Origin of the sequence: Spirillospora sp. NPDC048823 (genome assembly GCF_043198445.1) — a bacterium.
Classification (GTDB): Bacteria; Actinomycetota; Actinomycetes; order Streptosporangiales; family Streptosporangiaceae; genus Spirillospora.
Window position 1 is genome coordinate 88,833 of record NZ_JBICUT010000021.1, and the last position, 19,529, is coordinate 108,361.

Consider the following 19,529-nt stretch of genomic DNA (forward strand, 5'->3'; position numbering starts at 1 on the left):
CGCTCGGGCAGGCAAGCCCGGCCGCGACGGGGAAGATCCGGCCCTGGAACGCATCTGTCCATCGCAGGTCTTGGCACTTTTCCGGAAGTGCTGCCCGTCACGGGATTCACGGCTTCCGCTCCGACAAGGCACTTCGGAACATCAATGAATTATGGGGTTACCCGCCATTATCAATCCTATATTGATTGGGCAGTGTACCGATATGCAGGATTGGTCGTTGGTGTGCATGTAAGATGGTCTGTGGACCGAATGAGGTTCAGGCGTTGCCTGAGCCAGGCTCGGAGACCCTGGCGTGCATCTTGGCCTTTGCCGTTTCCGGCATGCCCTTGGCCGCCGCCACCTGTGCCTTGTTCTTCGTCGAGCCGGTGATGACGTGATCCTTGCCCGCCATGAGGGCTTGGTAGCTCTCGCGTGCGACGTCCGCGGGATCGCTCTTGGGCATCTGGCCGAGCTTGGTGTCCAGCACGCCCGCCCGTTCGAAGAAGGCGGTGTCGGTGGGGCCTGGTAGGGCGGCGGTGACGGTCACGCCGGTGTCGCTCAGTTCGTGGCGCAGCGCTTCGGCGAAGGAGTACAGGAAGGCCTTGGATGCCGCGTAGGTCGCCTGGTACGGGCCGGGCGTGGTGGCGGCGATCGAGGAGGTGAACAGCAGCCGTCCCTGGCCTCGGTGGACCATCTCTTCCAGGACGAGCTTGGCCAGGTGCACCGAGGACCGGACGTTGAGGTCGATGAGGTTGAGCTCGTCGGCCAGGTCGTTGTGGCGGGCGAAGTCACCGCCGACGCCGACGCCGGCGTTGATCGCCGCGGCGTCCAGCGGCCGTCCAGTGGCCACCACCGCCGTGTACAGCTCCTCGACGCCCTCGTGGTGGGCCAGGTCAACCCGGACCGGCGTGGTGCCGCCCTCGGCGTGCTCGCCGACCTCCCGCGCGGCGGTCGCGATCTCTTCGTTCTCGGCCGCCATGATCACGTGGAAGCCGTGCCGGGCGAACTCCGCCGCCAGCTCGCGGCCGATCCCGCTGGACGCACCGGTGACCAGGGCCAGCGGCCCGGTTGCCTCGTTCATCGTGCCCTCCTTCGGCTTCGTGGAAGTGCACCGGCACGGGTTCCGCCTGTGTGAGGAGTCGGCCGGTTCTCCACGGTGCTGATGCCCAAACCAGGCACTTGTAGGCATTCGTTTTTGGGGCTCGGGTATCGGGGGGAGTGCGGTTGTACTGGTCTGGCGCGAATTCCCTTCGAATGGCTGGGCCTTTTCCCTGCGGACGCGCGTGCGGAGGGATGGCGCCCGGTTCACCGGCGGTGAACTGTCGTGGGTCAAAAGGGCGCGGCCGCAGCCAGCAGCCCGGCTTGTTTCTTTGTGGTTGCTCTTTGTGGCTGTGACGAGCGGGAACTGGTCCGCATCTTGTCGCTGCTGACCGCCGCCACATGGGGAGGTCGGGCTTCGCGCGCAAGCAGTTCTTTCCTGCACTGTGCCGAAGAGGAGACCGGGCTGGTCGCCGAGCGGAACATACCGGAGTCGGCGGCGCCGGGTCGCCTTGCCGGCTCTACGGCCGGTGGCCGTTCACGGTGATCGGGTGGGGCCGTGGGCGGAGGGTTGACGGACGGCGGGGTGGGTTACGAGTGGTGCGTGAGGAAGTCGAGGGCGAAATCGAGATCGAGCGGGTCGGGCATGGGGTAGATGGGGCGCACCCGTGCGAGGGACTGGTGCATGCGGGCGAACGCCGCGAAGTCCCTGGGGTAGGCGGCGGGGTCCACTCCGGTGAACGTACCGGTGGCGTGGGCTCGCGTGAGGACCTCGCGCCAGGCCTGGATCGGCGCCTGGCCCAGGGCGGGTACGCCGTTGGAGAACAGGGTCATGCGGATCTCGTCGTAGGGGTCGGTGCCGTCGAGGTATTCGAGCAGGTTCCGGCGCGCCGGTTCGGTGTTGAACGTCAGCCAGTACGGGACCGAGCCGGTGCGCAGCGTCCACCACGGCTCCAGGAGCAGGAAGCACGACGCGAACATGCGGGTGTCGGGGATGCCGCGCTGCCGGTACCAGGCGCGGTACAGGTCGGCGACGGCCGGGCTGAGGGCCTGCGGCGCGGGGAACCGCAGCCGGTGGACCGGGAAGTCCGACAGGTCGGCCAGCAGGGACGGGTCGAAGCCCCATTCGGCTTCGGGGCTGTCGCCGTCCGGGGCGGGAGCGTGCCAGGTGCGGTGTGGTGAGCCGTTGCGGGCGAGGAAGTCGGTGACGCGGGGGCTGCCTTCGTGGAACTCCTCGGCGGTGATGCCGCCGTAGGCGCCGTGCTGGAAGACATAGCGCTCGCCGATACGGGTTGTGGGCCAGCGCAGCCCGCAGTCGGTGACGATGATGGTCCCGCCGGGGGCAAGGCAGTCGCGCAGGAAGCCGCGGTAGGCGGCGGGCAGGCGGCGCCACTTGACGCGGAAGTAGGACATTCCGGCGATCATGAGCCTGTCCTGGTTGGCGTCGTGCATGTGGTGCAGGACAAGATCGGGGTTGGCTTTGACAAGGGCGTGGCCGGCCGGCTCCGAGAGCCGCAGCCCCGCGCACGAGTCGTCGGGGTGGCCGCCGCGGCGCCGCACCGGGACCAGGACGGTCTGCGGAAGCCATGGGACGCCCAGGGCGGCGGCGAGGTGGACCAGTGCGCCGTCGGAGGAGCCGATGAACACGGCGGGGTACCGGCGGCGCGGGTAATGCGACACGATCCACTCGGCCAGGGCCTCTGAACGGATGTCACCGGTGCGGCCCGGGGACAGCGCCTCAGCCCAGCCCGACATCGCGTACGCCTTCTCGGTCACCCGGCTCGGTAACCGGATGGCGGCGCGCAGCAGAGCCGACATCGGCGCTTGGAGGTAGCCGGGCATGATCCCGAGCAGGGGCGCGTCGCGGCCGTCCAAGCACCGCGCCAGGACGCGGAGCATCGCGGTGGCCGAGTCGAACTCGGCGACCTGGCGTGCAGGAGAGGGCATCCCCGTCCCCTACCACCGGCGGGGGACTTCATGCCCCCCGGTGGTCATGCGAGCAGCCGCCTGATGGGTTCCGACCACGCGTCGGGGTGGGGCCACACGAAGGTGTGCGCTCCGGGTACCTCAACGTATCTTCCGTCGGGCGCCGTCCGGGCCAGGTCACGCGCCCACCCAGCGGTGAGGAGCCGGTCCTCACGGCCCCGTAGGACGAGCACCGGGACGGGCATCTCGGCCAGGACGTCCTCAAGGTGATCGTCGAGATGGGCCCGGACGATGTGCAGCAGCCTACGCGGGCCCGCGCGCAGCCATTCCGGCCGGTGCGAATGGCTGAGATCGCCGGGTTCATGCCGGGCGTCCGCCCGCCACCGCAGCAGCAGCCGCGCCAGCGACCGCCCGATCGGGTCGACCGTCGGGCTGGCCAGCACAAGCGCGGCCGCCGCGTTCGGTCGTTGCGCGGCGGTGTGCGCGGCGACCTGCGTCCCGCTGCTGTGCCCGGCCAGAATCACCGGCCCGAGATCGGCGGCGTCCAGCCACTGCGCCACGGACGTGCCGTACTGCGCAACGTCCAGCTCGTGCGGGGGATCGCCGCTGCCGGCCAGGCCGGGGAGGTCCACCAGGTGCGCACGCGTCCATTCGCCCAGGCATGCCAGCGCGGGCATGAGGTAGTCCGACACCGCCATCCCCTGAACCAGGACGACCTCCGGCACGCCGGGCACCGGTTGCCCCACCGTTCGCGCCCGCATCCGCCCGCACGGAAGGTTCCGGTACGTCACCTCTATCCGGTCGGGCGCCCGCGGATGGTTAATGTCCATGGCCGCCCTCTACCCGGGCGATGGCCGATGTCCCGAGCGGCTCCCCCGGCGAAAAGCCATCGGCATGCGACCACACATGGGGACGGCCAGGCGCTGCGGCCCCGGCTGGCCGCTCTACCCGAACGCGAACACATGCTCGTGCCAAAGCGATACTTCGCAACCACACCCTTTCCACGCGCAGATGATGCGGCGGTCCCTGGCGGTGTCAAACCGAGGGTGTGAAGAGATCCTCGGGCAGGGATCAGTCCATGGATGACTATGACGTGGATGCGGCGTTGCAGCGGGCGCTGGACCGGTTGACGCTGCTGAACGATACGGCCACTGCGCTGGTCGGCACACTTGATGCGGTGGAGGGGCTTCGGCGAGTGTGCCGGATCCTGGTGCCTCAACTGGCGGATTGGTGCGTGGCGGACCTGGTGAATCAGACCGGAACCGTGGAACGGGTCTGCATTACCCACATGGACCGAGAGGCGCCGCTGGCGGGTCTGCTCGGCCCTTTGCCGACGCTGCCCGAGTCCACGGTCGGGCCATTGTCGCGGGTGCTGAGCGGTGCCGGGGCGATGCTGCTGTCGGCTGCCGACCTCCTCACTCCCGGCCAGTCCACCGACCCTTTCCACGCCCACAACCTCAAGCTGTTCAGCCAGCTCGGCGTGGACAGCATGATCGTTGCACCTCTGCGGACACGCTGGCAGGTCCTGGGCGCGTTGACCGTGGTCCGCACAGCAGATCGCCCGCCCCTGGCCGAGGAAGACCTCGCGCTAGTGGAGGATCTGGCGCACCGCATCGGGCTGGCGCTCGACAACGCCCGCCTGCACCACGAGACCCAGCGGATCGCCGAACGCCTGCAGCTGTCCCTGCTACCCGACCTGCCGGACGCCGGCGACCTGCAGATCGCCGCCCGCTACGCCCCCGCAGCGACCACCGCCGAGGTCGGCGGCGACTGGTACGACAGCTTCCTACTGCCCCAAGGCGACACCACCCTCATCATTGGAGACGTCACCGGCCACGACCTCCGTGCTGCCGTCACCATGAGCCACTTGCGGAACATGCTGCGCGGAATCGCCTGCGACCGCCAGGAACCACCCGGCCACATCCTCCGACGCCTGGACGCCGCGATCAACGCTCTGTACGACGAAATCACCGCCACCTGCGTATACGCCCTGATCAGCGGCCCACAGGGCGGCCCCTGGGAAATGCACTGGGCACTTGCCGGCCACCCTCCACCGCTCCTGATCACACCCGAGGGCGATACCTCCTACCTCGACGACGCCCTCGGTCCCCTCCTCGGCGTCGACGCCGGCCCACGAGTCAGCACCACCCGCGCACTGCCCGCAGGCAGCACCATCCTGCTCTACACCGACGGGCTCATCGAACGCCGTAGCGAACCCCTGTACCAAGGCCTGACCCGGCTGCGCCAGCACGCCACCGCACTGGCCCGCCATCCCCTGGAGAATCTGTGCGATCAACTCCTGGACAGCATGGCCGCCGAGTCCACCGACGACGTCGCACTGCTGGCCCTGCGGCTCCCCTCACCCGGCGCCACACCCGACAACCGCAACACCGGTGCTAACGGGACGGATATGGCTGACACCGCAGACCCACGTCACGCGCCTGACATTGCCCAGTAGGCCCCACCCAACGGTTCTAGGTGTGCCCGCGCGGCCTGCACCGCCTCCGGCGAGAAACAGGAAGATCGTTCATGGCCCGCACCATAAACCTGATCATGACCGCGCGGGTAGAGGCGTTCAGGTCGTGATGCCGTGGCTGATCGGGAGATGCAGCAGGATGCCCAGGGTGGTGTGGCGCAGCGCGTCACGGGCGCGAGCCCAGTCACGGGCCGCGGCGAAGGGCAGGGAGGTGATCGGGGTGGTGTGGCCATCGCAGACAACCGCCGCCCATTCGGCGTTGACCGCCAGGCGGACCGCCATCTCCGCCAGTCGCCGGCGGCGGTCGGCCGCCCCCGGGGCGTCGAGAGTGTCGCGCAGCACTTCACGTTGGGCCAGCCGACGGCAGGCGGGCGCGGCCTGCCGCCATACAACGGCCAGGACGGCGGGACTGGCCCCGGCGGGCGGACGGGTCAGCGCGGCCAGGATGTCGCGGGCGATGGCGGCCAGCTCGGCGGCCTCGCGCCGTTCATGGCCGGTGTCCGGGGCACCGACGTCACACATCACTAAGTGAGAATACTCCACCACATTGGGTGACTCCTGGGAGGGTGAGTGCCCCCCCGCCGGACATCGCCGCGTTCGGGGACTGTGCCGAGTCGTGTCGCACTGGCCCGCGAGGAGGATCGGATTCTGGCGGTGGCGGGCTGCGTTCGGTGTAGGCGTCTTGATCCCGAAGTTGATTCCAGCCCCAAAGTAGGGCTTGCGAGGGGTCCAGTCGGACCGCGGCCGATGGACACCGCGTGTGGGAGTCTGCGGACAGCACGCGAACGGCCGGCGGAGATAGCGGCTTGCGGACGGGCCACCGCTCCGGCGTTGCTCGACCAGGTCGGCGTGCTGATCGCGCAGGACACACCGCCGCATGTCGCGCTGGAGGTGTCGCAGGTGGACTTTTGTGACTCCTCGGGGATCAACGCCTTCGTCCGGCTGTGGAAACGCGCCGCCGCCGACGGCGGGTAACTGGTGCTGCTGCGTCCGCGTGCCTGGCTGGCCGAGTTGCTGGACAGGGTCGGACTGGACCGCCATCTGCGCATCTGCTCAGCATTACCTGCTGTTTCCGACGCCGCGCCTGAGCCTGATCCTGATCCGGTCTGACTCGGCGACCAAGACCAACCGTAAGCACCCCGGCAACCGGCAGTGCCACCAGCAGGGCCGCCCGCTCGCGGCCCACCAGAACCACAAGACCGCAACCCGTCTAACCCGCCCGTTCGCCTCAGCCCGAAGTACCGCCGTCACCCTCGCAGGGAGCGGAGCTGCGTCGGGCTGGCCCAGCACCGGACGTGGTTTCCTCGTGATCGCTGATCAGTCGGGGGTATCGTCCTGCGGCTGACTGGGCGCCGGGGAATCGGCACCGGGCTTGGGCGGCTCGACCTGGTCGACCGGCGCATCCAGTCGCGGCCGCAGTTTCTCGAACCGCTCCTGGGCTGCCGCAGCGTCGGGAAGCTCCAGCACCGCGGCGATCTGCGCCCAGTTCAAACCGGCCTCGTGCACGGCGGCGAGCAGATCGGCCTCCAGCCGGTCCATGTCCAGTCGCGCGGCCTGTAGCACCAGGAGGGCCGCGCCCAGGTCGGTGGGGTCCGGTGGTTGCTGCCCGTCGGCGTGCACAGCGCGGATCGCGGCGATCGTCTTGGCGACGGCGTCCACGTCCGGCAGCGGGTGATCGTGTTCCTGCCACAACAGGGCATCGACTCCCTTCCCGAAGCGGCGGGTCAGATGGGCGCGCGCGGCGTGCACCATCTCCGGTGACGGAATAGGAAGATCACCCATGCCCGCACCGTAAACCTGATCACCCCGGACGACCACGGGACGCACCACATAATTCAGGGAGTCAACAGGTTGATCGGGGGTTCGCACGACAAGCCCGGGTTGTGCTGCCTGTGTCTGTCTCCGGGCGCCCGCCCGCCGGTCCGGTCCCTTGTGCCAACTCCCGGACCGGCGTCACGGTCCGGCCAGCAGGCCGTGGCGGAGTTGTTGCAGGGTGGTGGCCAAGAGCCGGGAGACGTGCATCTGGGAGATGCCCAGTTGGGTGGCGATCTGTGTCTGGGTCTGGTTGCCGTAGAACCGCAGCAGCACGATGGTGCGTTCGCGTTCAGGCAGCCGGGCCAGTAGGGGGCGCAGTGCGTGCTCGTCGATGATGTCTTCCAGGTCTGGGTCGTCGGTGCCCATGTGTTCACCGACCGTGCCGGGGTCGGTGTCGGCGGGTCCACCGGCCGGTGCGTCCAGCGACAGCGGCCGGTAGCCTTCGGCGGCCAGCAGCGCCTCGACGGTCTCTTCCTGGTCGATGCCGATCCGGTCGGCGAGTTCGGTGGTGGTGGGCGAGCGGCCGAGTTCGGCGGTGAGGGCGGCGATGGCGCGCTGCAGCAGCGGCCGCAACTCCTGGAGGCGGCGCGGGACCCGCACCCCCCAGGTTTTGTCCCGGAAGTGGCGGCGGACCTCACCGAGCACGACCGAGTAGGCATACCCCCAGAAACGGATGCCCCGGGTCGGGTCGAACCGGTTGATGGCTTGGACCAGCCCCATGAACGCGACCTGCTCCAGATCTTCCAAGGGTTCGCCGCGGCCGGCATAGCGGCGCGCGATGCCCCGCACGAAGGTGGCGTTGAGCGTGATGATCTCCGTGCGCAGCTGCTCTCGGCGGGGATCGTCCGGCCCCAAGCGGTGAAGTTCCTCCAGCAGCGTATGGGTAGGTGCGTCTGCATCCTCGAACCGGTTGGCGGGCCACTCCGCCCTCGGAGCGGCCGCCGTGTGGTTCACCTGGTCGGTGGGCGTGGCGGTCATGGTGTCGTCCCGAGTCCTGCTGCTTGCGGTGAGGTCGTTGGGGTCGGTGTCGCGCAAGGCGGTGTCGCGCAAGGCGGTGTCGCGCAAGGCGGTGTCGTGGACGGCGGTGTCGTGGACGGCGGTGTCGTGGACGGCGGTGTCGTGGACGGCGGCGTCAGCCACGTCCGCGTCCGGACAGGTGATCGCGGACGCGATCCACCAGGCCGGCGCCGGGCGCCAGCAGCTTGTTCAGCGGCGGCGTGTTCGGCGCTGACGGGTGTGGCCGGGTGGGTGCGATGCGCTTGGCGGACTGCACCTGCTCTCCGAGCACCCGCAGCTCATCGCCGGTGGCCTTGTCGGTCAGCCGGGGGAACAGGTTGCCCTCCTCGTCCTGGACATGCGCGGAGACGTCGTCGATGAGCCGCCGCACCAGCGTGGTGAAGCTCTGGTGCTCGGTGTCGACCTGTTCGAGCTCCTTGAGGATTCGCTCGACCTCGGCGTGGTCGGAGATCTCCTTATCGGCCAGCTCCTCGCCGCCGGGCACGAACCGGCGCACCGCCGGATACAGATACATCTTCTCGGCGACCGAATGCCGCACCAGCTCGATGGTGACGTCATCGGTGATCCGCCGCCGCTCGGCCGGCTCGGTCGCGGCCGACAGTTCATCGAACATGTCCTCGACCTCACGATGCTCGTGGGTAAGAATTTTGATCACATCGCGTCCGTCGCCTGCCATGATCACTCCTCCTTCCCCGGCGCCAGTCCGATGCCTGCGCGGTGTATCGATGGCCAGGACCAGCCCACACGGCGGCACCCGATGGGCAAGGCGGCCGACCTGAGACACGTCCGGCGGCCTACCCCCGGTGGGCTGGATCACACACAAGCCGGTCGTAGATCGAGGTCGTCCACAGCCGTCGCGCCGCCATCCCAACAGCCTGCGGGCACCGATAGACCTGGGGATTCATGGGTAGGGGGCGTTTTGGGCCGCGTCCAACGAATGGAGGTGAGCACACATGCCAGGCAAGAAGATGGAGGGGAACGACGCTCAGCGGCGGGCGAAGGCTCGCGAGGCACGGGCCGACGGCTCGACGCCGAGTGCTGAGCACGTGACCACAGGTGCGTCCAAGCAGCCGCATACCAGGCCCAAGCATGAGCCGCACCATCACGCCGAGCGGCTGGAGGACATCCACAAGGGCAAGCAGCAGGAGAGTTCTCCCGAGCCCAAGCCCGGGTACGGCGTCCCCGGCTCCAAGCGACGCCGCGAGGACTGAGTCCGAATCGCACATCAGCACCGTTTCCTACCGGGGGTCCCGGCGGTTTCTGCGCGTTACTACGGTGGCCACCGCCGGGAATCCCCAGGTGACCGATGCGGCCGCTGGCATTAGCCATCAGGGCAATAGTATTCATTACGGCCTCGTGCCCCCGCTTGGAGTGGTCGCACTGAAGGCCCGCTGCCCTTGGCGTTTGAATTTTAGGCAGACGGCCGTTCGGGAATGTCTGCGTGTGGAGGGAAGGGATACCCGTCGATAGACGGGTGACATCGAGGGGGCGCTCATGAAACTCGTTGACCGGGAGATTGTCCGGGAGTTGGCGAAGTCCCCGGATCCTGAAGCTGCGCTGGTCTTTACTAACGGTGAGTGTGTCATCGTTTCTGTTGGAAGTGCCGTCCCCAACGCCGGAGTATTGATTGCCCGCCGTCACGAGATCGAGGCGGAACTCTTCGGGGGCGCCGTTTCCGAGGACAGGCTCGATGCGATTGCGCACCGCCTCGACAACAGGGCCAGAGACCTTGGCGCCTGAGGTCGGGCGACCGGCTCGTTCAACCTGGACGACGGCCGATCGGAGGCATCGCGGTGACTGGGATAAAGACGATCGGGGAACGAAAGCTGATGCTGGTGGCCCGTCCGGCTGCATCGATTCCCGGATCCGGGGAAGGCGAGGAGGACGAGGGGAAAGGGGGCGACGTCATGCCACGCCCAGGAAGTCACAAGTACGACATCAAGCGCGCGAAGATCCGCAAGCGGATGGAGAACGAGGGGTTCGCCGCCGACTCCGAGGCCGGCGAGCGCGCGAACGACGAGCTCCAGATGGACGAGAAGCGCAGACCCCGGCGTGCCAGTGAGCGGGGTGAGGGCCCGAAGGGGGAGCGGAAGGAATCGCGGTGAGCGATGCCGACGGCATCCGTGGGGCGGCGCTCCCGCTGGAGTACGAGGAGGATCTCGATCCGGTCCTGGACTGGATCGGGGACGCCCGTGCGCACGTCCTCCTCCGGGACATACAGGACGGGCAGCAGCGACTGGAGAAGACCGGCCACACCGCGCTGCCCGCTCAAGGCGGACGTTGCGAAGCCCTCACGATCGAGGCCCCACCGTCGGCGGGCACGTGACCGGGCCAATGATCGACGTCGCGGTGGTCGGGCAGATCGCCCGCGACCTCGTCCTTGTCGTCGATGATGTCCCGGGCCCAGGGGAGTCGGCGAACGTCCGGCGGCGCCGGGAGATGCTCGGCGGCAAGGGCGCGAACCAGGCGGTCGCTCTCGCGCAACTGGGCGTCCGGCCCGGTCTGGTCGGGGTCGCCGGGGACGACGCCGTCGGCGCGAGCCTGCTCGGTCAAGCACGGCGCGACGGGATCGACGTGTCGCACGTCGTCCGGCGCGAGGACGCGGAGACTGGCCTGATCGTGGACGTCGTCGACGGTTCGGGCCGGTGGCGCTACCTGGAGGACCTGCCGGAGCCCGTCCTGCTCACCGGCGCCGACGTCGCGGCGGCCGGACACCCCCTGCGTGAGGCCGCCTGGGTGAGCGTCCAGCTGCAGCAACCTCCGGAGGCGGTGCAGGCGGCGCTGGAACACGCGGCAGACGCGCGGGTCGCGCTGGATGGGGCGCCGTCGGGCGCGGACCGTGATGCGGTGCTGGCCACCGCCCATCTCGTTCGCGCCGACGCCCGGGAGGCAGAGATGCTGGCCGGGGACCGCCTCACCGACGCCGACGCGGCGGTGCGCCTGGGGGCGGACATCGTCCGGCGCGGCCCGTCGCTGGCGGCCCTGGCCATCGAGTCGGGGAACGTCTTCGTCTGGCGGGGCGGTCACCTGGTCCTGCCGCTGGAGAACACGCCGGTGGCCGACACGACCGGTGCCGGCGATGCCCTCACCGCCGCGCTGATCGCGTCTCTGGCCGGCGGTGACCACCCGGAACGCGCGGCCCGCCTCGCCGTCGCGGCGGCCGCCGACACCGTCGGCCGTCCCGGAGGCAGACCCGAGCTCGACCCGGCCGCGCTCCGCGCGCGGGCGGGCGTCCCGGAGTGACGGCCCAGTCCATCGCCGCGAACAGGCGCCCGGTGCCTTGGCGGGCCAGCCGTTCCAGGCCGGTGTGGGCGCCGTCGTGCGCGGTGGCTGGGCGTGACTCCACGCTTCACCTATACGAGGAGCAAGCCGCATGGTGATGGCGACAGAGCGACCAGGTCGGTCGGCTGATGCGGCTCAGCCTGGTCCACGCGGTGATAGGCGGCGCCGTTCGTACCAGGTGTCGCCCACGACCATCCCGTCGAGACCGTGTGTCTAGCTAAACTCCACCAGGTCCGACATCGTGTTGATGAAACTTGTGCCCTTGAAGTTCAAAGAGGTGTTGCCCAGTACGCCAAGGCCGTGCAGGTCGGCGAAGGCTGACAGCTCCGACCGCGGTCTTCCTCGGAGTGGCCAGCCACCGGCGTACCTGAAGGTCTTTTTTGTGGGTTGTCTCGATATGGCGGCGGGCGGCTGGGCGGCGGAACTTGGGTAACCGCCCTCCCGGCGCACGCCCGGCCGCTGTCGCCCGAGAGCGGTGGGCCGGAGAAGATCATCTCAGCGGTCTGACAGAAAGGGGATCAGGCGGAGGCGGCGAAGCCGTGGTGGCGGGCGTAGTCCTCCAATTGCGCGCGCAGCCGGCGGCGACCCCGGTGCAGCCGGGACATGACCGTCCCGATGGGGACCGCGATGATGTTCGCGATCTCCTTGTAGGAGAACCCCTCCACGTCAGCGAGATAGACGGGCATACGGAACTCCTCCGGCAGGTCGCCGAGGGCTTGTTTCACCTCCGAGTCGGGGAGGTGTTCGAGCGCGGTGGTCTCGGCCGATTTGAGTCCGCCGGGACTGTGCGATGCCGCTTCCGCCTGCTGCCAGTCCTCGATCGTCTCGCCCGTCGCCTCGGCGGGCCGCCGCTGCTTCTTGCGGTACTCGTTGATGAAGGTGTTGGTCAGGATGCGGTAGAGCCAGGCCCGCAGGTTGGTTCCTTCCTTGAACTGATGGAACGAGGCGTAGGCCTTGGCATAGGCCTCTTGGACGAGGTCCTCGGCGTCCGCGGAGTTGCGTGTCATCCGCAATGCCGCAGCGTAGAGTTGGTCGAGGTAGGGCAACGCGTCCCGTTCGAACCGCCTCCTGGCCCGGTCCGCGTCCGGGTCGGTCTTGTGCATCTGGTGCCTCGTCTCGGGTTTCGTCCCCGGCTCGCCGGACGGCGCGCCGAGGCGCCCGGCCGAGGCTCTGAGCCTCGGCGTTCATGTCGTCCTTCTTCGGGGCCGAAACGGACCGTATGCCCCAGATTCGGCGCATCTAACGATCGAGGCGCTGGTTGAGGGCTGAGACGAGGACTGGCCTGCGGGACGTGGGAGCCCGTCCCGTAGTGGATCCGGCCGCATACAGTGCCCGGCGTACCGGACCGACGAAGCTCAAGAAGCAGTCACCGGTTTGCAAGAGACGGCCTGTTCGGGACGGCGGGGGGTCGGGTGGGCAAGCGCAGTATCGTCACGCCCGCGGGCCCGCCTTGAGCGGGTGGTCGGAGTCGGGGAAGCCGCATACCCTTGCGGGAGAGCGGCTCACGGGGTCCGGTCGGCTTCTCCCAGCGCCGGCGCCTCGCTCGTCGGCACGGCGGTGTCGGGCTAAGACGAGGCCTCGATCATCTGCTGAAGGCCATTCGACGGATACGAACTCGGTCCATCAGCGGATACGGCATAGGCGTTGCCCCGTCTTGACGGTGACCGTCCGGGGTGCGGGCTGGCTGTGGATTCGGCCCGCATCCACCTGACCGGCCACGGCCGCCACTCACTTAGTGCGCTGGCGAGGCCCTCGTTCTTGAGGCCGACGACCGGGTGGCATCCCGCTGGTCAATCTCCTTCGCGGCTGTGTCGGCCCCCTCGGCGTTCACGGCGGCTTCTCGGCTCCTCGCGGACGTGGTCGCCCGCCGGTGATGGTCATGCGACGGGGCGGCGTTCCTTCAGGGTCCATTGGCTTCCGCTGCATCCTTGTGGAAGCGGTGGAAGTGGGTGGCCTGCCACGTCGGTGCTCCAGCGGTGGGAGTTGGGGCAGTCGCATTGGTAGAAGCCGCTTTCCGGTGCGCGTTCTCCGGGCTTGAAGCTGTCTCCGATATCAGCCATGCCGGTGCCTCTACCCGCGGCTTCCTCGCCGTAACGGGCCCGTCCAGCGACCGTGCCCGGGGCCGGTCGAGCCTACCTAACCGGCCCCGGCCGCTTGAGATACGTCGGGCGTCAGGAGGTTTTGGTGATCTCCTTGCTGACGCCGCTGGGCCCGTCGTATTCCCGGTCGGGCATCGCCTGAAGCGCTTGCACGATGCCCTCTTCGGCGCCGTGCTGCTGCGCGTATTTGACGAGGTCGTCCTTGGACGCCGGGTAGTCAATCCCGGCCAAGGACTTCTGCACCTCGATGAACGACGGGTTGTCCGCCATGATCCCCCCTCAGTAGTGCTTGCGTCCTTCCCGTTGGTACCCCTGGCTCACCGACGAATCCGTGTCTTCTGAAGGCGAGTGGGGCTCGCTCGCTCGGGTACCAGGTGCCGTGTCGGTGGATCACCGCAGGTCATTGCCGCCTGCCGGCCCTACGGCGCGGCACGCGGTGTTCTCCCGGCCCGAGCGCGAACACCAGAGGGAGAGGTCTCATGGGAGACGAGAAGCGCGATGTGATCGAGGTTCTCAAGCACGATCACCGTGAAGTCGAGGAGATGTTCGACGAACTGTCGGCCGCGACGGACGCGGACGAGCGGCGGCGAATCATCGATGACGTCACCATCGAGCTGGTCCGGCACTCGATCGCCGAGGAGGCTTACCTGTATCCCGCGGTCCGCAAAGTCGTGCCGGACGGCGATCAGATCGCCGACAGGGAGATCTCCGAGCACGCCGAAGTGGAGCGGATCCTCAAGGAGCTCGAAAAGGCCGACGCCGCACACGAAAGCTTCAATACGCTGGTCAACCGGCTCATCGAGGACGTGTCCGCCCACGTCGAGGACGAGGAAGGGAATCTGTTTCCCAAGCTCGCCGAGCACGCCGATGCCGACCAGCTGCTGGAACTGGGCGACAAGGTCCAGTCCGCCAAGCGTGTGGCGCCGACCCGCCCGCACCCCTCGGCGCCGAACACGCCGCCGCTGAACAAGCTGCTGGCTCCCGGTGCCGGACTCGTCGACCGGGTCCGCGACCGCTTGTCCGGCCGCGGCAGCGACTGACCAGGCAAAGCTTCGAGTTCTTGTGGCCCCGCGGGTGAAGCGGACCTGAAAGTCGTCTCTCTTTCGGAGGCGGCGCCAGTGCTCCCGGCGCACATGCCTGGGTCCGGATCTCCTGGCGTGAGCCTTGGGACTGCTTTCAGGTCGAAGTCGCCGAGTGGGAGCTGGGGCGTAGGAGCAGGGGTGGCGGGTATCGCTGAGGGACCTGACCAGGGCCTACCGAGTTGGGGGACCGAGTATGGCCGTCAAGTATCAGGATCTTCTGGAGTAGGTCTCGGAGAAGACCGGGCTGGACTCAGGGGTTGCGCGAGCGGCCGCGGAGGCGACCGTGACCGTGCTGGCCCGCACGCTCGATGAACCCGACCGGGACCGCTTCATGGATGCGATGCCAGGTCAGCTGAAGGGACGCCTACCCGTCGAGGAGCAGGTGCGCAAGGGTGATGAGGCGGATTTCGTCCGCGCCGTCTCGCTGCTGGCGCATCGGCCGCCCGACGAGGCGCGGCTTCGGGTGCGGGCGGTCCTCGCCGCGCTGGCCGAACAGGAACCCGACCTGATCGCGGAGCTGGACGTGCCCGAACAGCTCCGCGAGATGTTCGCTCCTCCCGCGGTGGGCGGCGGTGTCACCGGCCCCGCCGGACAGGAGGCGCCGCTTACCCCCGAGGAGGTGGACGCCGCACTGGGTGCCCTCCCGGACTGGTCGGGCGATACCGGCGAACTACGGCGGACCCTCGTACTCCCACCCGGCAACCTCGACCGGGTGCTGCGCAGAATCGACCTGCTCCGCGAGGAGATGGGCCGCGGACCTGAAGTACGCCGCGGCGCCGACGGCGTCCAACTTGCCGTCCGCACCGCCTCCGTGGAAGCCGTCACCGCTCTGGACGTCGAACTCGCCTCCCGACTGGACGAGGCCATCGATGAAGCGGGCGCCGGAATGAGCTCCTGAGCCGTGCGGCGCGATCCGGGGGACGAGGTAGCTCCGCCAGCGTGCCGCATGGATCGGGAGCAGGCCGCGCTGACCGGACGACCTGAGCCTATTCTTTCCAAGTAGGTTGATCGCGAGGTCCAAGGGCCCGCTGAGCGGAAGCGGGCCTCACGGGCCGACTGTGGGCAGGACGTCATCGACCGTGCGGATATCGAGGGCGAGTGGGGCTGAGGAGGGCCGGTGCAGCGAGCGTGATCCGCATGTCGGGCATTCCGCGCCGCAGCGCCCGTAAGGCAGGGGGCGGTCAGCGGGTCGCCGAGGTGGAGCGCCCAGTCTGCCGACGCATGGACCGCTACGGCCACGACCTTTCCTGTGACGGGCAAACGACCATCTCCCGCACCTCGCACCGGGGGTCTGGGAAAGCACCAACGCGACGGTCGCCGCCACGTCCTCGGGGCGGTTGAGCTTGGCGTCCGCGCCGCCGGGGCGGGGCCGCTCCTCGGCCTGCTCGACGACGGGCACGGGCGCGTCCGGGCAGAGCCGGCTGCTGCTGCCGACGATGTCGATGTCGAGCAGGACGTCGCCGGCGACCACCAGCGGGCCGGTCATGGTCTCACCCCCAGGGCCTCGTCGACCACGCCGCACAGCAGGTGGATCGCGGCGAGGTGGATCTCCTGGACGGTCGCGGTGGCGGAGGCCCGCACGGTGATCGCGTCGTCGCACGCGCCGCCGAGGGCGTTGGGCCCCGGCCCGGTGACGGCCCACGCGGTGATGCCGAGCTGCCGGGCGCGGTGCGCCGCGGCGATCACGTTCGGGCTGCGGCCGCTGGTCGACAGGCACACCAGCACGTCGCCGGGCCGCCCGTGCGCCTGCACCTGCCGCGCGAACACGTTGACCGGGCCGTAGTCGTTGCCGATCGCGGTCACCGACGAGGTGTCGGCGTGCAGCGGGATCGCCGACAGCGGCCGCCGCTCGTCCTCGAACCGGCCGACGAGCTCGGCGGTCAGGTGCTGCGCCTCGGCGGCGCTGCCGCCGTTCCCGCACGCCAGCAGCCGCCCGCCGCCGCGCAGCACGCCGACGAGGTGGCGGCCCCACTCCTCGATCGCGGGGACGTGCTCGCGGAACCGCAGCGCGGCCTCGGCGAGGGCCTCCAGCCGCCGGTCCTGCGCGGTCGCGGTCCTGGTCCGCGCGGTGCCGGTGTGCGCGGCCGGGGCCGTCATGCCGCCACCTCGCTCAGCGCGGCGGCGTGCCGGTAGACCTCGGCGGTGCCTTCCGCGACGCGGGCCCACGAGTACCGGCCGCGCGCCCGGTCGCCGCCCGCCGCGCCCATCGCGGCACGCCCGGCCGGGTCGTCCAGCAGCGCCCGGACCGCCCCGGCGGCGGCCTCCGGGTCGCGCGGGGGGCCGAGCGTCCCGGTGACGCCGTCCACGACCGTGTCGAGGTGGCCGCCGACGGCGCTGGCCACCACGGGCACGCCGCAGGCCATCGCCTCCAGCGGCACCATGCCGAACGGCTCGTACCAGGGGAGGGTGAGCACCAGGCTCGCCGACCGCAGCAGGGCGGGAACCTCGTCGCGGCCGAGCCGCCCGAGGAACTCCACGCGGTCGGCGACGCCCGCGTCCCGCGCCACCCGGCGGAGCCGGCGCACCTCGGGCTCGCCGTCCAGGTCGCCGTGCGGCGGCCCGCCCGCGACGGCCAGTTCGGCGTCGGGGAGGTGGGCCAGGGCCCGGATGGCGGTGTCGACGCCCTTGCGCTCGACGAGCCGCGACAGCACCACGAGCCGGTGCCGGCCCGCGGCCGGGCCGGCGGGGCCGCCGCCGGGTGCGAACAGGCTCAGGTCGACGCCGCACGGCACCACCCGGACGTGGTCGCGGGGGACGCCCATCGCGCTCAGCTCGGCGATCTCGTCCGAGCAGGTCGCGATCACCGTGTCGGCGGCCCGCCCGATCGCGCGTTCCAGCCGGACGCGGGAGGCGGGGCTGGTGTCCTTGTCGCCCTGGTGGCGGCGCTTGACGGTGCCGAGCGCGTGGTAGGTCTGCACCACCGGCACCCGCCGCGGCCCCGCCGGCTGCGCGGCCTGGATCGCCGCGAGGCCGCTCATCCAGAAGTGGGCGTGCGCGACGTCGGGCGGGTCGGCGGCCCAGCGCTCCTCCAGGTAGCGCCCGAAGTCGTGCATCCACGGCAGCAGGTCGTCCTTGGCGATCCGCTCGGGCGGGCCCGCCGGGACGCGCTCGACGCTCACGCCGGGGGCGAACCGCACCCGGCCGGACGGGACGGGCGCGTCCCGCCGCGTGTAGACGGTGACGTAGTGCCCCTGCCTGCCGAGCTCGGCGGCCAGTTCCGCGACGAACACGTTCTGCCCGCCGCCGTCGGCTCCGCCCAGCCCCTTGTCCGCGGGGCCGCCCCTGGCGGCCAGCGGGCTGGCGTGCTCGGAGATCATGGCTATCCTCATCGCGTTACCTCCTGGAGAGTCCGCCGCCAGTCGCGAAGGAACCGGGTCAGGCCGTACCGCTTGGCGGCGTGGGCCCGCGCCTCCTTGCCCATCTGGCGGGCGCGCGGCGGGTCGGCGGCCAGGGTCCGCGCGGCGTCCGCCAGCGTGGCGACGCGCGTGGACAGCACCCCGGCCTCCGGCGGCACCGCCTCGGTCGCGGTCAGTGCGACTACGGCGCGGTGGCCGGATCATGAAAGATCGCATTGATTCCGAGCACACGCATATAAGCACCTTTCGGCGCAGCGTCAGGGGGTGCGGCGGCGTCCTCTTCGTAGACACCGGCCTTGCGGTTCAACGGGAACGAAATCCCCTATAGGTGTTTCGACACATTGCCGAGAACCGAGGGCCTAAACAACGAAGACTGACCCTTTTTCATCCGTCTGGGCGAGCGCCGATCACGGCATGATCGCGATGTGGGCGTTCGGTCGATGACGCAAAGAAACCCCTGGTAGACGGGTTGATCACCACAACCACCGCGTCCGGACCAGGGGCTCTGCATGCTGTTTTACCGTGCCGCCGTCGATTTGTCGCGTTCAACGCTGAACTACCTGGCGGGGCTGATCCGGCGGCGCCGCAAGACGATCGGGTCGGCCTGGCGGCTACTGAACCCCGGGCAGCAGGCTCTGCTGGTCATGGTCCACCTGCGCAAAGGGGACCCCCTCGCCCAACTCGGGGCCGGGTTCGCGGTGTCGACGAGCACGGCCTGGCGGTATGTCGAGGAGGCGGTGGCGCTGCTGTCGGCGCGGTCGCCGAAACTGACGGCGGCGTTGCGAAAGGCGACCAAGGACGGGCTGCACCTGCTGGTACTGGACGGGACGCTCATCGCGTGCGACCGGGTGCGGGCCGACCGGCCGTACTACTCGGCCAAGCACCGCTGCCATGGGATGAATGTGCAGGTCATCGCGGGTCCCGAAGGGACGATCCTGTGGACCTCGGGAGCGCTGCCCGGCCGCACCCACGACCTGACCGCCGCCCGCGTGTGGGGGATATTGCGCGAGTTGGACAAGGCCGGGGTCCTCACGCTGGCCGACAAGGGATATCAAGGCGCCGAGGCCCAGGTTGTCATCACCCCGTACAAGGGCCGGGACAAGCCCCTCTCCCAGAAACAGGCGAATCGCTCGCACGCCAAGCTCCGCGGACCCGGTGAACGCGCGAACGCCCAACTGAAGTCATGGAAGCTGCTCCGCAAGCTCCGCTGCAGCCCTGGCAAGGCCGGCCACCTCGTCAAGGCAATCGCAGTCCTACAGAACTACGAGGTCACCCGAGGATGAAAAGGGGTCACTGCAAAGTCGCCGGTAGACGAAGTGTCAGGTGATTCGCGCCCGAGGCACACGGTGCGGATGACGGCGGGCATGGCCGGGCTGCACCGGAACAAAACGGGCTCAGGGCTGGTGAGTGGGGAACAGGTCCAGCAGCTGGCGGCTGAGCCGCAAGAGTTCCTGTACGG

At 69.5% G+C, this 19,529-nt stretch carries 22 protein-coding genes and 1 pseudogene; 11 read left to right on the plus strand and 12 right to left on the minus strand.

The window, feature by feature from the left end; all coding sequences use genetic code 11:
* Positions 1–256: 256 nt before the first annotated feature.
* The 3 genes from ACGFK0_RS34215 to ACGFK0_RS34225 form a co-directional block, all read right to left on the minus strand.
* Positions 257–1,060, minus strand: coding sequence for an SDR family NAD(P)-dependent oxidoreductase (locus ACGFK0_RS34215; RefSeq protein WP_392912587.1), 804 nt, complete (start codon positions 1,058–1,060; stop codon positions 257–259).
* A 548-nt stretch (positions 1,061–1,608) separates the two neighbouring features.
* A complete protein-coding gene (locus ACGFK0_RS34220) occupies positions 1,609–2,964 on the minus strand; it encodes a hypothetical protein (protein WP_392912589.1) in 1,356 nt (451 codons plus the stop codon).
* Between the two features lie 44 nt (positions 2,965–3,008).
* Entirely contained in the window at positions 3,009–3,677 is a 669-nt protein-coding gene (locus ACGFK0_RS34225; protein ID WP_392912591.1) for an alpha/beta fold hydrolase, read from the minus strand.
* Positions 3,678–4,021: 344 nt separating this feature from the next.
* On the opposite strand from ACGFK0_RS34225, the gene ACGFK0_RS34230 reads away from it, so the two are divergent.
* Positions 4,022–5,401 carry a PP2C family protein-serine/threonine phosphatase gene (locus ACGFK0_RS34230; RefSeq protein WP_392912593.1) on the plus strand — a complete coding sequence of 460 codons (1,380 nt, stop codon included), beginning with the start codon at positions 4,022–4,024 and terminating at the stop codon, positions 5,399–5,401.
* A gap of 117 nt (positions 5,402–5,518) precedes the next feature.
* On the opposite strand, the gene ACGFK0_RS34235 is transcribed toward ACGFK0_RS34230, so the two are convergent.
* Positions 5,519–5,941, minus strand: coding sequence for a hypothetical protein (locus tag ACGFK0_RS34235; RefSeq protein ID WP_392912595.1), 423 nt, complete (start codon positions 5,939–5,941; stop codon positions 5,519–5,521).
* 225 nt (positions 5,942–6,166) lie between these two features.
* Here ACGFK0_RS34235 and ACGFK0_RS34240 point away from each other — a divergent pair, with 225 nt between their 5' ends.
* Positions 6,167–6,394 carry an STAS domain-containing protein gene (locus tag ACGFK0_RS34240; protein WP_392912597.1) on the plus strand — a complete coding sequence of 76 codons (228 nt, stop codon included), beginning with the start codon at positions 6,167–6,169 and terminating at the stop codon, positions 6,392–6,394.
* A gap of 342 nt (positions 6,395–6,736) precedes the next feature.
* Here the strand turns inward: ACGFK0_RS34240 and ACGFK0_RS34245 are convergent, their stop codons facing one another.
* The 3 genes from ACGFK0_RS34245 to ACGFK0_RS34255 form a co-directional block, all read right to left on the minus strand.
* On the minus strand, positions 6,737–7,201 hold the full coding sequence (locus ACGFK0_RS34245) for a hypothetical protein (RefSeq protein WP_392912599.1): 465 nt from the start codon (positions 7,199–7,201) through the stop codon (positions 6,737–6,739).
* Positions 7,202–7,372: 171 nt separating this feature from the next.
* The gene (locus ACGFK0_RS34250) at positions 7,373–8,374 is read right to left on the minus strand and encodes a SigB/SigF/SigG family RNA polymerase sigma factor (RefSeq protein ID WP_392912601.1); all 1,002 of its coding nucleotides are present in this window, start codon (positions 8,372–8,374) and stop codon (positions 7,373–7,375) included.
* Positions 8,367–8,927 (minus strand): hemerythrin domain-containing protein, encoded by a 561-nt coding sequence (locus tag ACGFK0_RS34255; protein WP_392912603.1) that lies wholly within the window; start codon positions 8,925–8,927, stop codon positions 8,367–8,369. Before ACGFK0_RS34255 ends, ACGFK0_RS34250 begins: the two co-directional genes overlap by 8 nt.
* A 277-nt stretch (positions 8,928–9,204) precedes the next feature.
* Between ACGFK0_RS34255 and ACGFK0_RS34260 the strand changes: the two genes are divergently transcribed.
* The 5 genes from ACGFK0_RS34260 (at position 9,205) to ACGFK0_RS34280 (ending at position 11,494) form a co-directional block, all read left to right on the plus strand.
* Positions 9,205–9,462 carry a hypothetical protein gene (locus tag ACGFK0_RS34260; protein WP_392912605.1) on the plus strand — a complete coding sequence of 86 codons (258 nt, stop codon included), beginning with the start codon at positions 9,205–9,207 and terminating at the stop codon, positions 9,460–9,462.
* 283 nt (positions 9,463–9,745) lie between these two features.
* The gene (locus ACGFK0_RS34265; RefSeq protein ID WP_392912607.1) at positions 9,746–9,991 is read left to right on the plus strand and encodes a hypothetical protein; all 246 of its coding nucleotides are present in this window, start codon (positions 9,746–9,748) and stop codon (positions 9,989–9,991) included.
* 167 nt (positions 9,992–10,158) lie between these two features.
* On the plus strand, positions 10,159–10,356 hold the full coding sequence (locus ACGFK0_RS34270) for a hypothetical protein (RefSeq protein ID WP_392912610.1): 198 nt from the start codon (positions 10,159–10,161) through the stop codon (positions 10,354–10,356).
* Entirely contained in the window at positions 10,353–10,577 is a 225-nt protein-coding gene (locus ACGFK0_RS34275) for a hypothetical protein (protein ID WP_392912612.1), read from the plus strand. The genes ACGFK0_RS34270 and ACGFK0_RS34275 overlap by 4 nt, the downstream gene beginning before the upstream one ends.
* Positions 10,574–11,494 (plus strand): PfkB family carbohydrate kinase, encoded by a 921-nt coding sequence (locus ACGFK0_RS34280; RefSeq protein ID WP_392912614.1) that lies wholly within the window; start codon positions 10,574–10,576, stop codon positions 11,492–11,494. Before ACGFK0_RS34275 ends, ACGFK0_RS34280 begins: the two co-directional genes overlap by 4 nt.
* Before the next feature lie 557 nt (positions 11,495–12,051).
* Here the strand turns inward: ACGFK0_RS34280 and ACGFK0_RS34285 are convergent.
* Positions 12,052–12,636, minus strand: coding sequence for a sigma-70 family RNA polymerase sigma factor (locus tag ACGFK0_RS34285; RefSeq protein ID WP_392912616.1), 585 nt, complete (start codon positions 12,634–12,636; stop codon positions 12,052–12,054).
* Positions 12,637–13,704: 1,068 nt separating this feature from the next.
* Entirely contained in the window at positions 13,705–13,902 is a 198-nt protein-coding gene (locus ACGFK0_RS34290; protein ID WP_392912618.1) for a DUF2795 domain-containing protein, read from the minus strand.
* Between the two features lie 209 nt (positions 13,903–14,111).
* On the opposite strand from ACGFK0_RS34290, the gene ACGFK0_RS34295 reads away from it, so the two are divergent.
* The 3 genes and pseudogenes from ACGFK0_RS34295 to ACGFK0_RS34305 all read left to right on the plus strand — a co-directional run bounded on the left by ACGFK0_RS34295 (position 14,112) and on the right by ACGFK0_RS34305 (position 15,612).
* A complete protein-coding gene (locus tag ACGFK0_RS34295; protein ID WP_392912621.1) occupies positions 14,112–14,672 on the plus strand; it encodes a hemerythrin domain-containing protein in 561 nt (186 codons plus the stop codon).
* Positions 14,673–14,952: 280 nt separating this feature from the next.
* Positions 14,953–15,225, plus strand: a pseudogene (locus ACGFK0_RS34300) (DUF2267 domain-containing protein); the annotation flags it as partial.
* Positions 15,226–15,258: 33 nt separating this feature from the next.
* Positions 15,259–15,612 (plus strand): 4a-hydroxytetrahydrobiopterin dehydratase, encoded by a 354-nt coding sequence (locus tag ACGFK0_RS34305; protein WP_392912657.1) that lies wholly within the window; start codon positions 15,259–15,261, stop codon positions 15,610–15,612.
* 584 nt (positions 15,613–16,196) lie between these two features.
* Here ACGFK0_RS34305 and ACGFK0_RS34310 read toward each other — a convergent pair.
* The 3 genes from ACGFK0_RS34310 to ACGFK0_RS34320 are packed head-to-tail and all read right to left on the minus strand — an operon-like array spanning position 16,197 to position 18,210.
* On the minus strand, positions 16,197–16,811 hold the full coding sequence (locus ACGFK0_RS34310; protein ID WP_392912623.1) for an SIS domain-containing protein: 615 nt from the start codon (positions 16,809–16,811) through the stop codon (positions 16,197–16,199).
* Positions 16,808–18,043, minus strand: coding sequence for a glycosyltransferase (locus ACGFK0_RS34315; RefSeq protein ID WP_392912626.1), 1,236 nt, complete (start codon positions 18,041–18,043; stop codon positions 16,808–16,810). The genes ACGFK0_RS34310 and ACGFK0_RS34315 overlap by 4 nt, the downstream gene beginning before the upstream one ends.
* Complete coding sequence (locus ACGFK0_RS34320; protein ID WP_392912629.1) at positions 18,040–18,210, minus strand: hypothetical protein; 171 nt, start codon at positions 18,208–18,210, stop codon at positions 18,040–18,042. Before ACGFK0_RS34320 ends, ACGFK0_RS34315 begins: the two co-directional genes overlap by 4 nt.
* Before the next feature lie 369 nt (positions 18,211–18,579).
* Here ACGFK0_RS34320 and ACGFK0_RS34325 point away from each other — a divergent pair, with 369 nt between their 5' ends.
* Positions 18,580–19,353: a transposase family protein gene (locus tag ACGFK0_RS34325; RefSeq protein ID WP_392912631.1), complete on the plus strand. Its 774-nt coding sequence runs from the start codon at positions 18,580–18,582 to the stop codon at positions 19,351–19,353.
* The last annotated feature ends 176 nt before the right edge of the window (positions 19,354–19,529 follow it).

Excerpts from the sequence above, each read along its gene's own strand:
- ACGFK0_RS34220 (WP_392912589.1), bottom strand. The coding sequence starts at position 2,964 with ATGCCCTCTCCTGCACGCCAGGTCGCCGAGTTCGACTCGGCCACCGCG.
- ACGFK0_RS34240 (WP_392912597.1), top strand. The coding sequence starts at position 6,167 with ATGGACACCGCGTGTGGGAGTCTGCGGACAGCACGCGAACGGCCGGCG.
- ACGFK0_RS34245 (WP_392912599.1), bottom strand. The coding sequence starts at position 7,201 with ATGGGTGATCTTCCTATTCCGTCACCGGAGATGGTGCACGCCGCGCGC.
- ACGFK0_RS34325 (WP_392912631.1), top strand. The coding sequence starts at position 18,580 with ATGCTGTTTTACCGTGCCGCCGTCGATTTGTCGCGTTCAACGCTGAAC.
- ACGFK0_RS34215 (WP_392912587.1), bottom strand. The coding sequence starts at position 1,060 with ATGAACGAGGCAACCGGGCCGCTGGCCCTGGTCACCGGTGCGTCCAGC.
- ACGFK0_RS34265 (WP_392912607.1), top strand. The coding sequence starts at position 9,746 with ATGAAACTCGTTGACCGGGAGATTGTCCGGGAGTTGGCGAAGTCCCCG.
- ACGFK0_RS34235 (WP_392912595.1), bottom strand. The coding sequence starts at position 5,941 with ATGTGTGACGTCGGTGCCCCGGACACCGGCCATGAACGGCGCGAGGCC.
- ACGFK0_RS34310 (WP_392912623.1), bottom strand. The coding sequence starts at position 16,811 with ATGACGGCCCCGGCCGCGCACACCGGCACCGCGCGGACCAGGACCGCG.
- ACGFK0_RS34285 (WP_392912616.1), bottom strand. The coding sequence starts at position 12,636 with ATGCACAAGACCGACCCGGACGCGGACCGGGCCAGGAGGCGGTTCGAA.
- ACGFK0_RS34260 (WP_392912605.1), top strand. The coding sequence starts at position 9,205 with ATGCCAGGCAAGAAGATGGAGGGGAACGACGCTCAGCGGCGGGCGAAG.
- ACGFK0_RS34270 (WP_392912610.1), top strand. The coding sequence starts at position 10,159 with ATGCCACGCCCAGGAAGTCACAAGTACGACATCAAGCGCGCGAAGATC.
- ACGFK0_RS34230 (WP_392912593.1), top strand. The coding sequence starts at position 4,022 with ATGGATGACTATGACGTGGATGCGGCGTTGCAGCGGGCGCTGGACCGG.
- ACGFK0_RS34305 (WP_392912657.1), top strand. The coding sequence starts at position 15,259 with ATGTTCGCTCCTCCCGCGGTGGGCGGCGGTGTCACCGGCCCCGCCGGA.
- ACGFK0_RS34290 (WP_392912618.1), bottom strand. The coding sequence starts at position 13,902 with ATGGCGGACAACCCGTCGTTCATCGAGGTGCAGAAGTCCTTGGCCGGG.
- ACGFK0_RS34255 (WP_392912603.1), bottom strand. The coding sequence starts at position 8,927 with ATGGCAGGCGACGGACGCGATGTGATCAAAATTCTTACCCACGAGCAT.
- ACGFK0_RS34295 (WP_392912621.1), top strand. The coding sequence starts at position 14,112 with ATGGGAGACGAGAAGCGCGATGTGATCGAGGTTCTCAAGCACGATCAC.
- ACGFK0_RS34315 (WP_392912626.1), bottom strand. The coding sequence starts at position 18,043 with ATGAGGATAGCCATGATCTCCGAGCACGCCAGCCCGCTGGCCGCCAGG.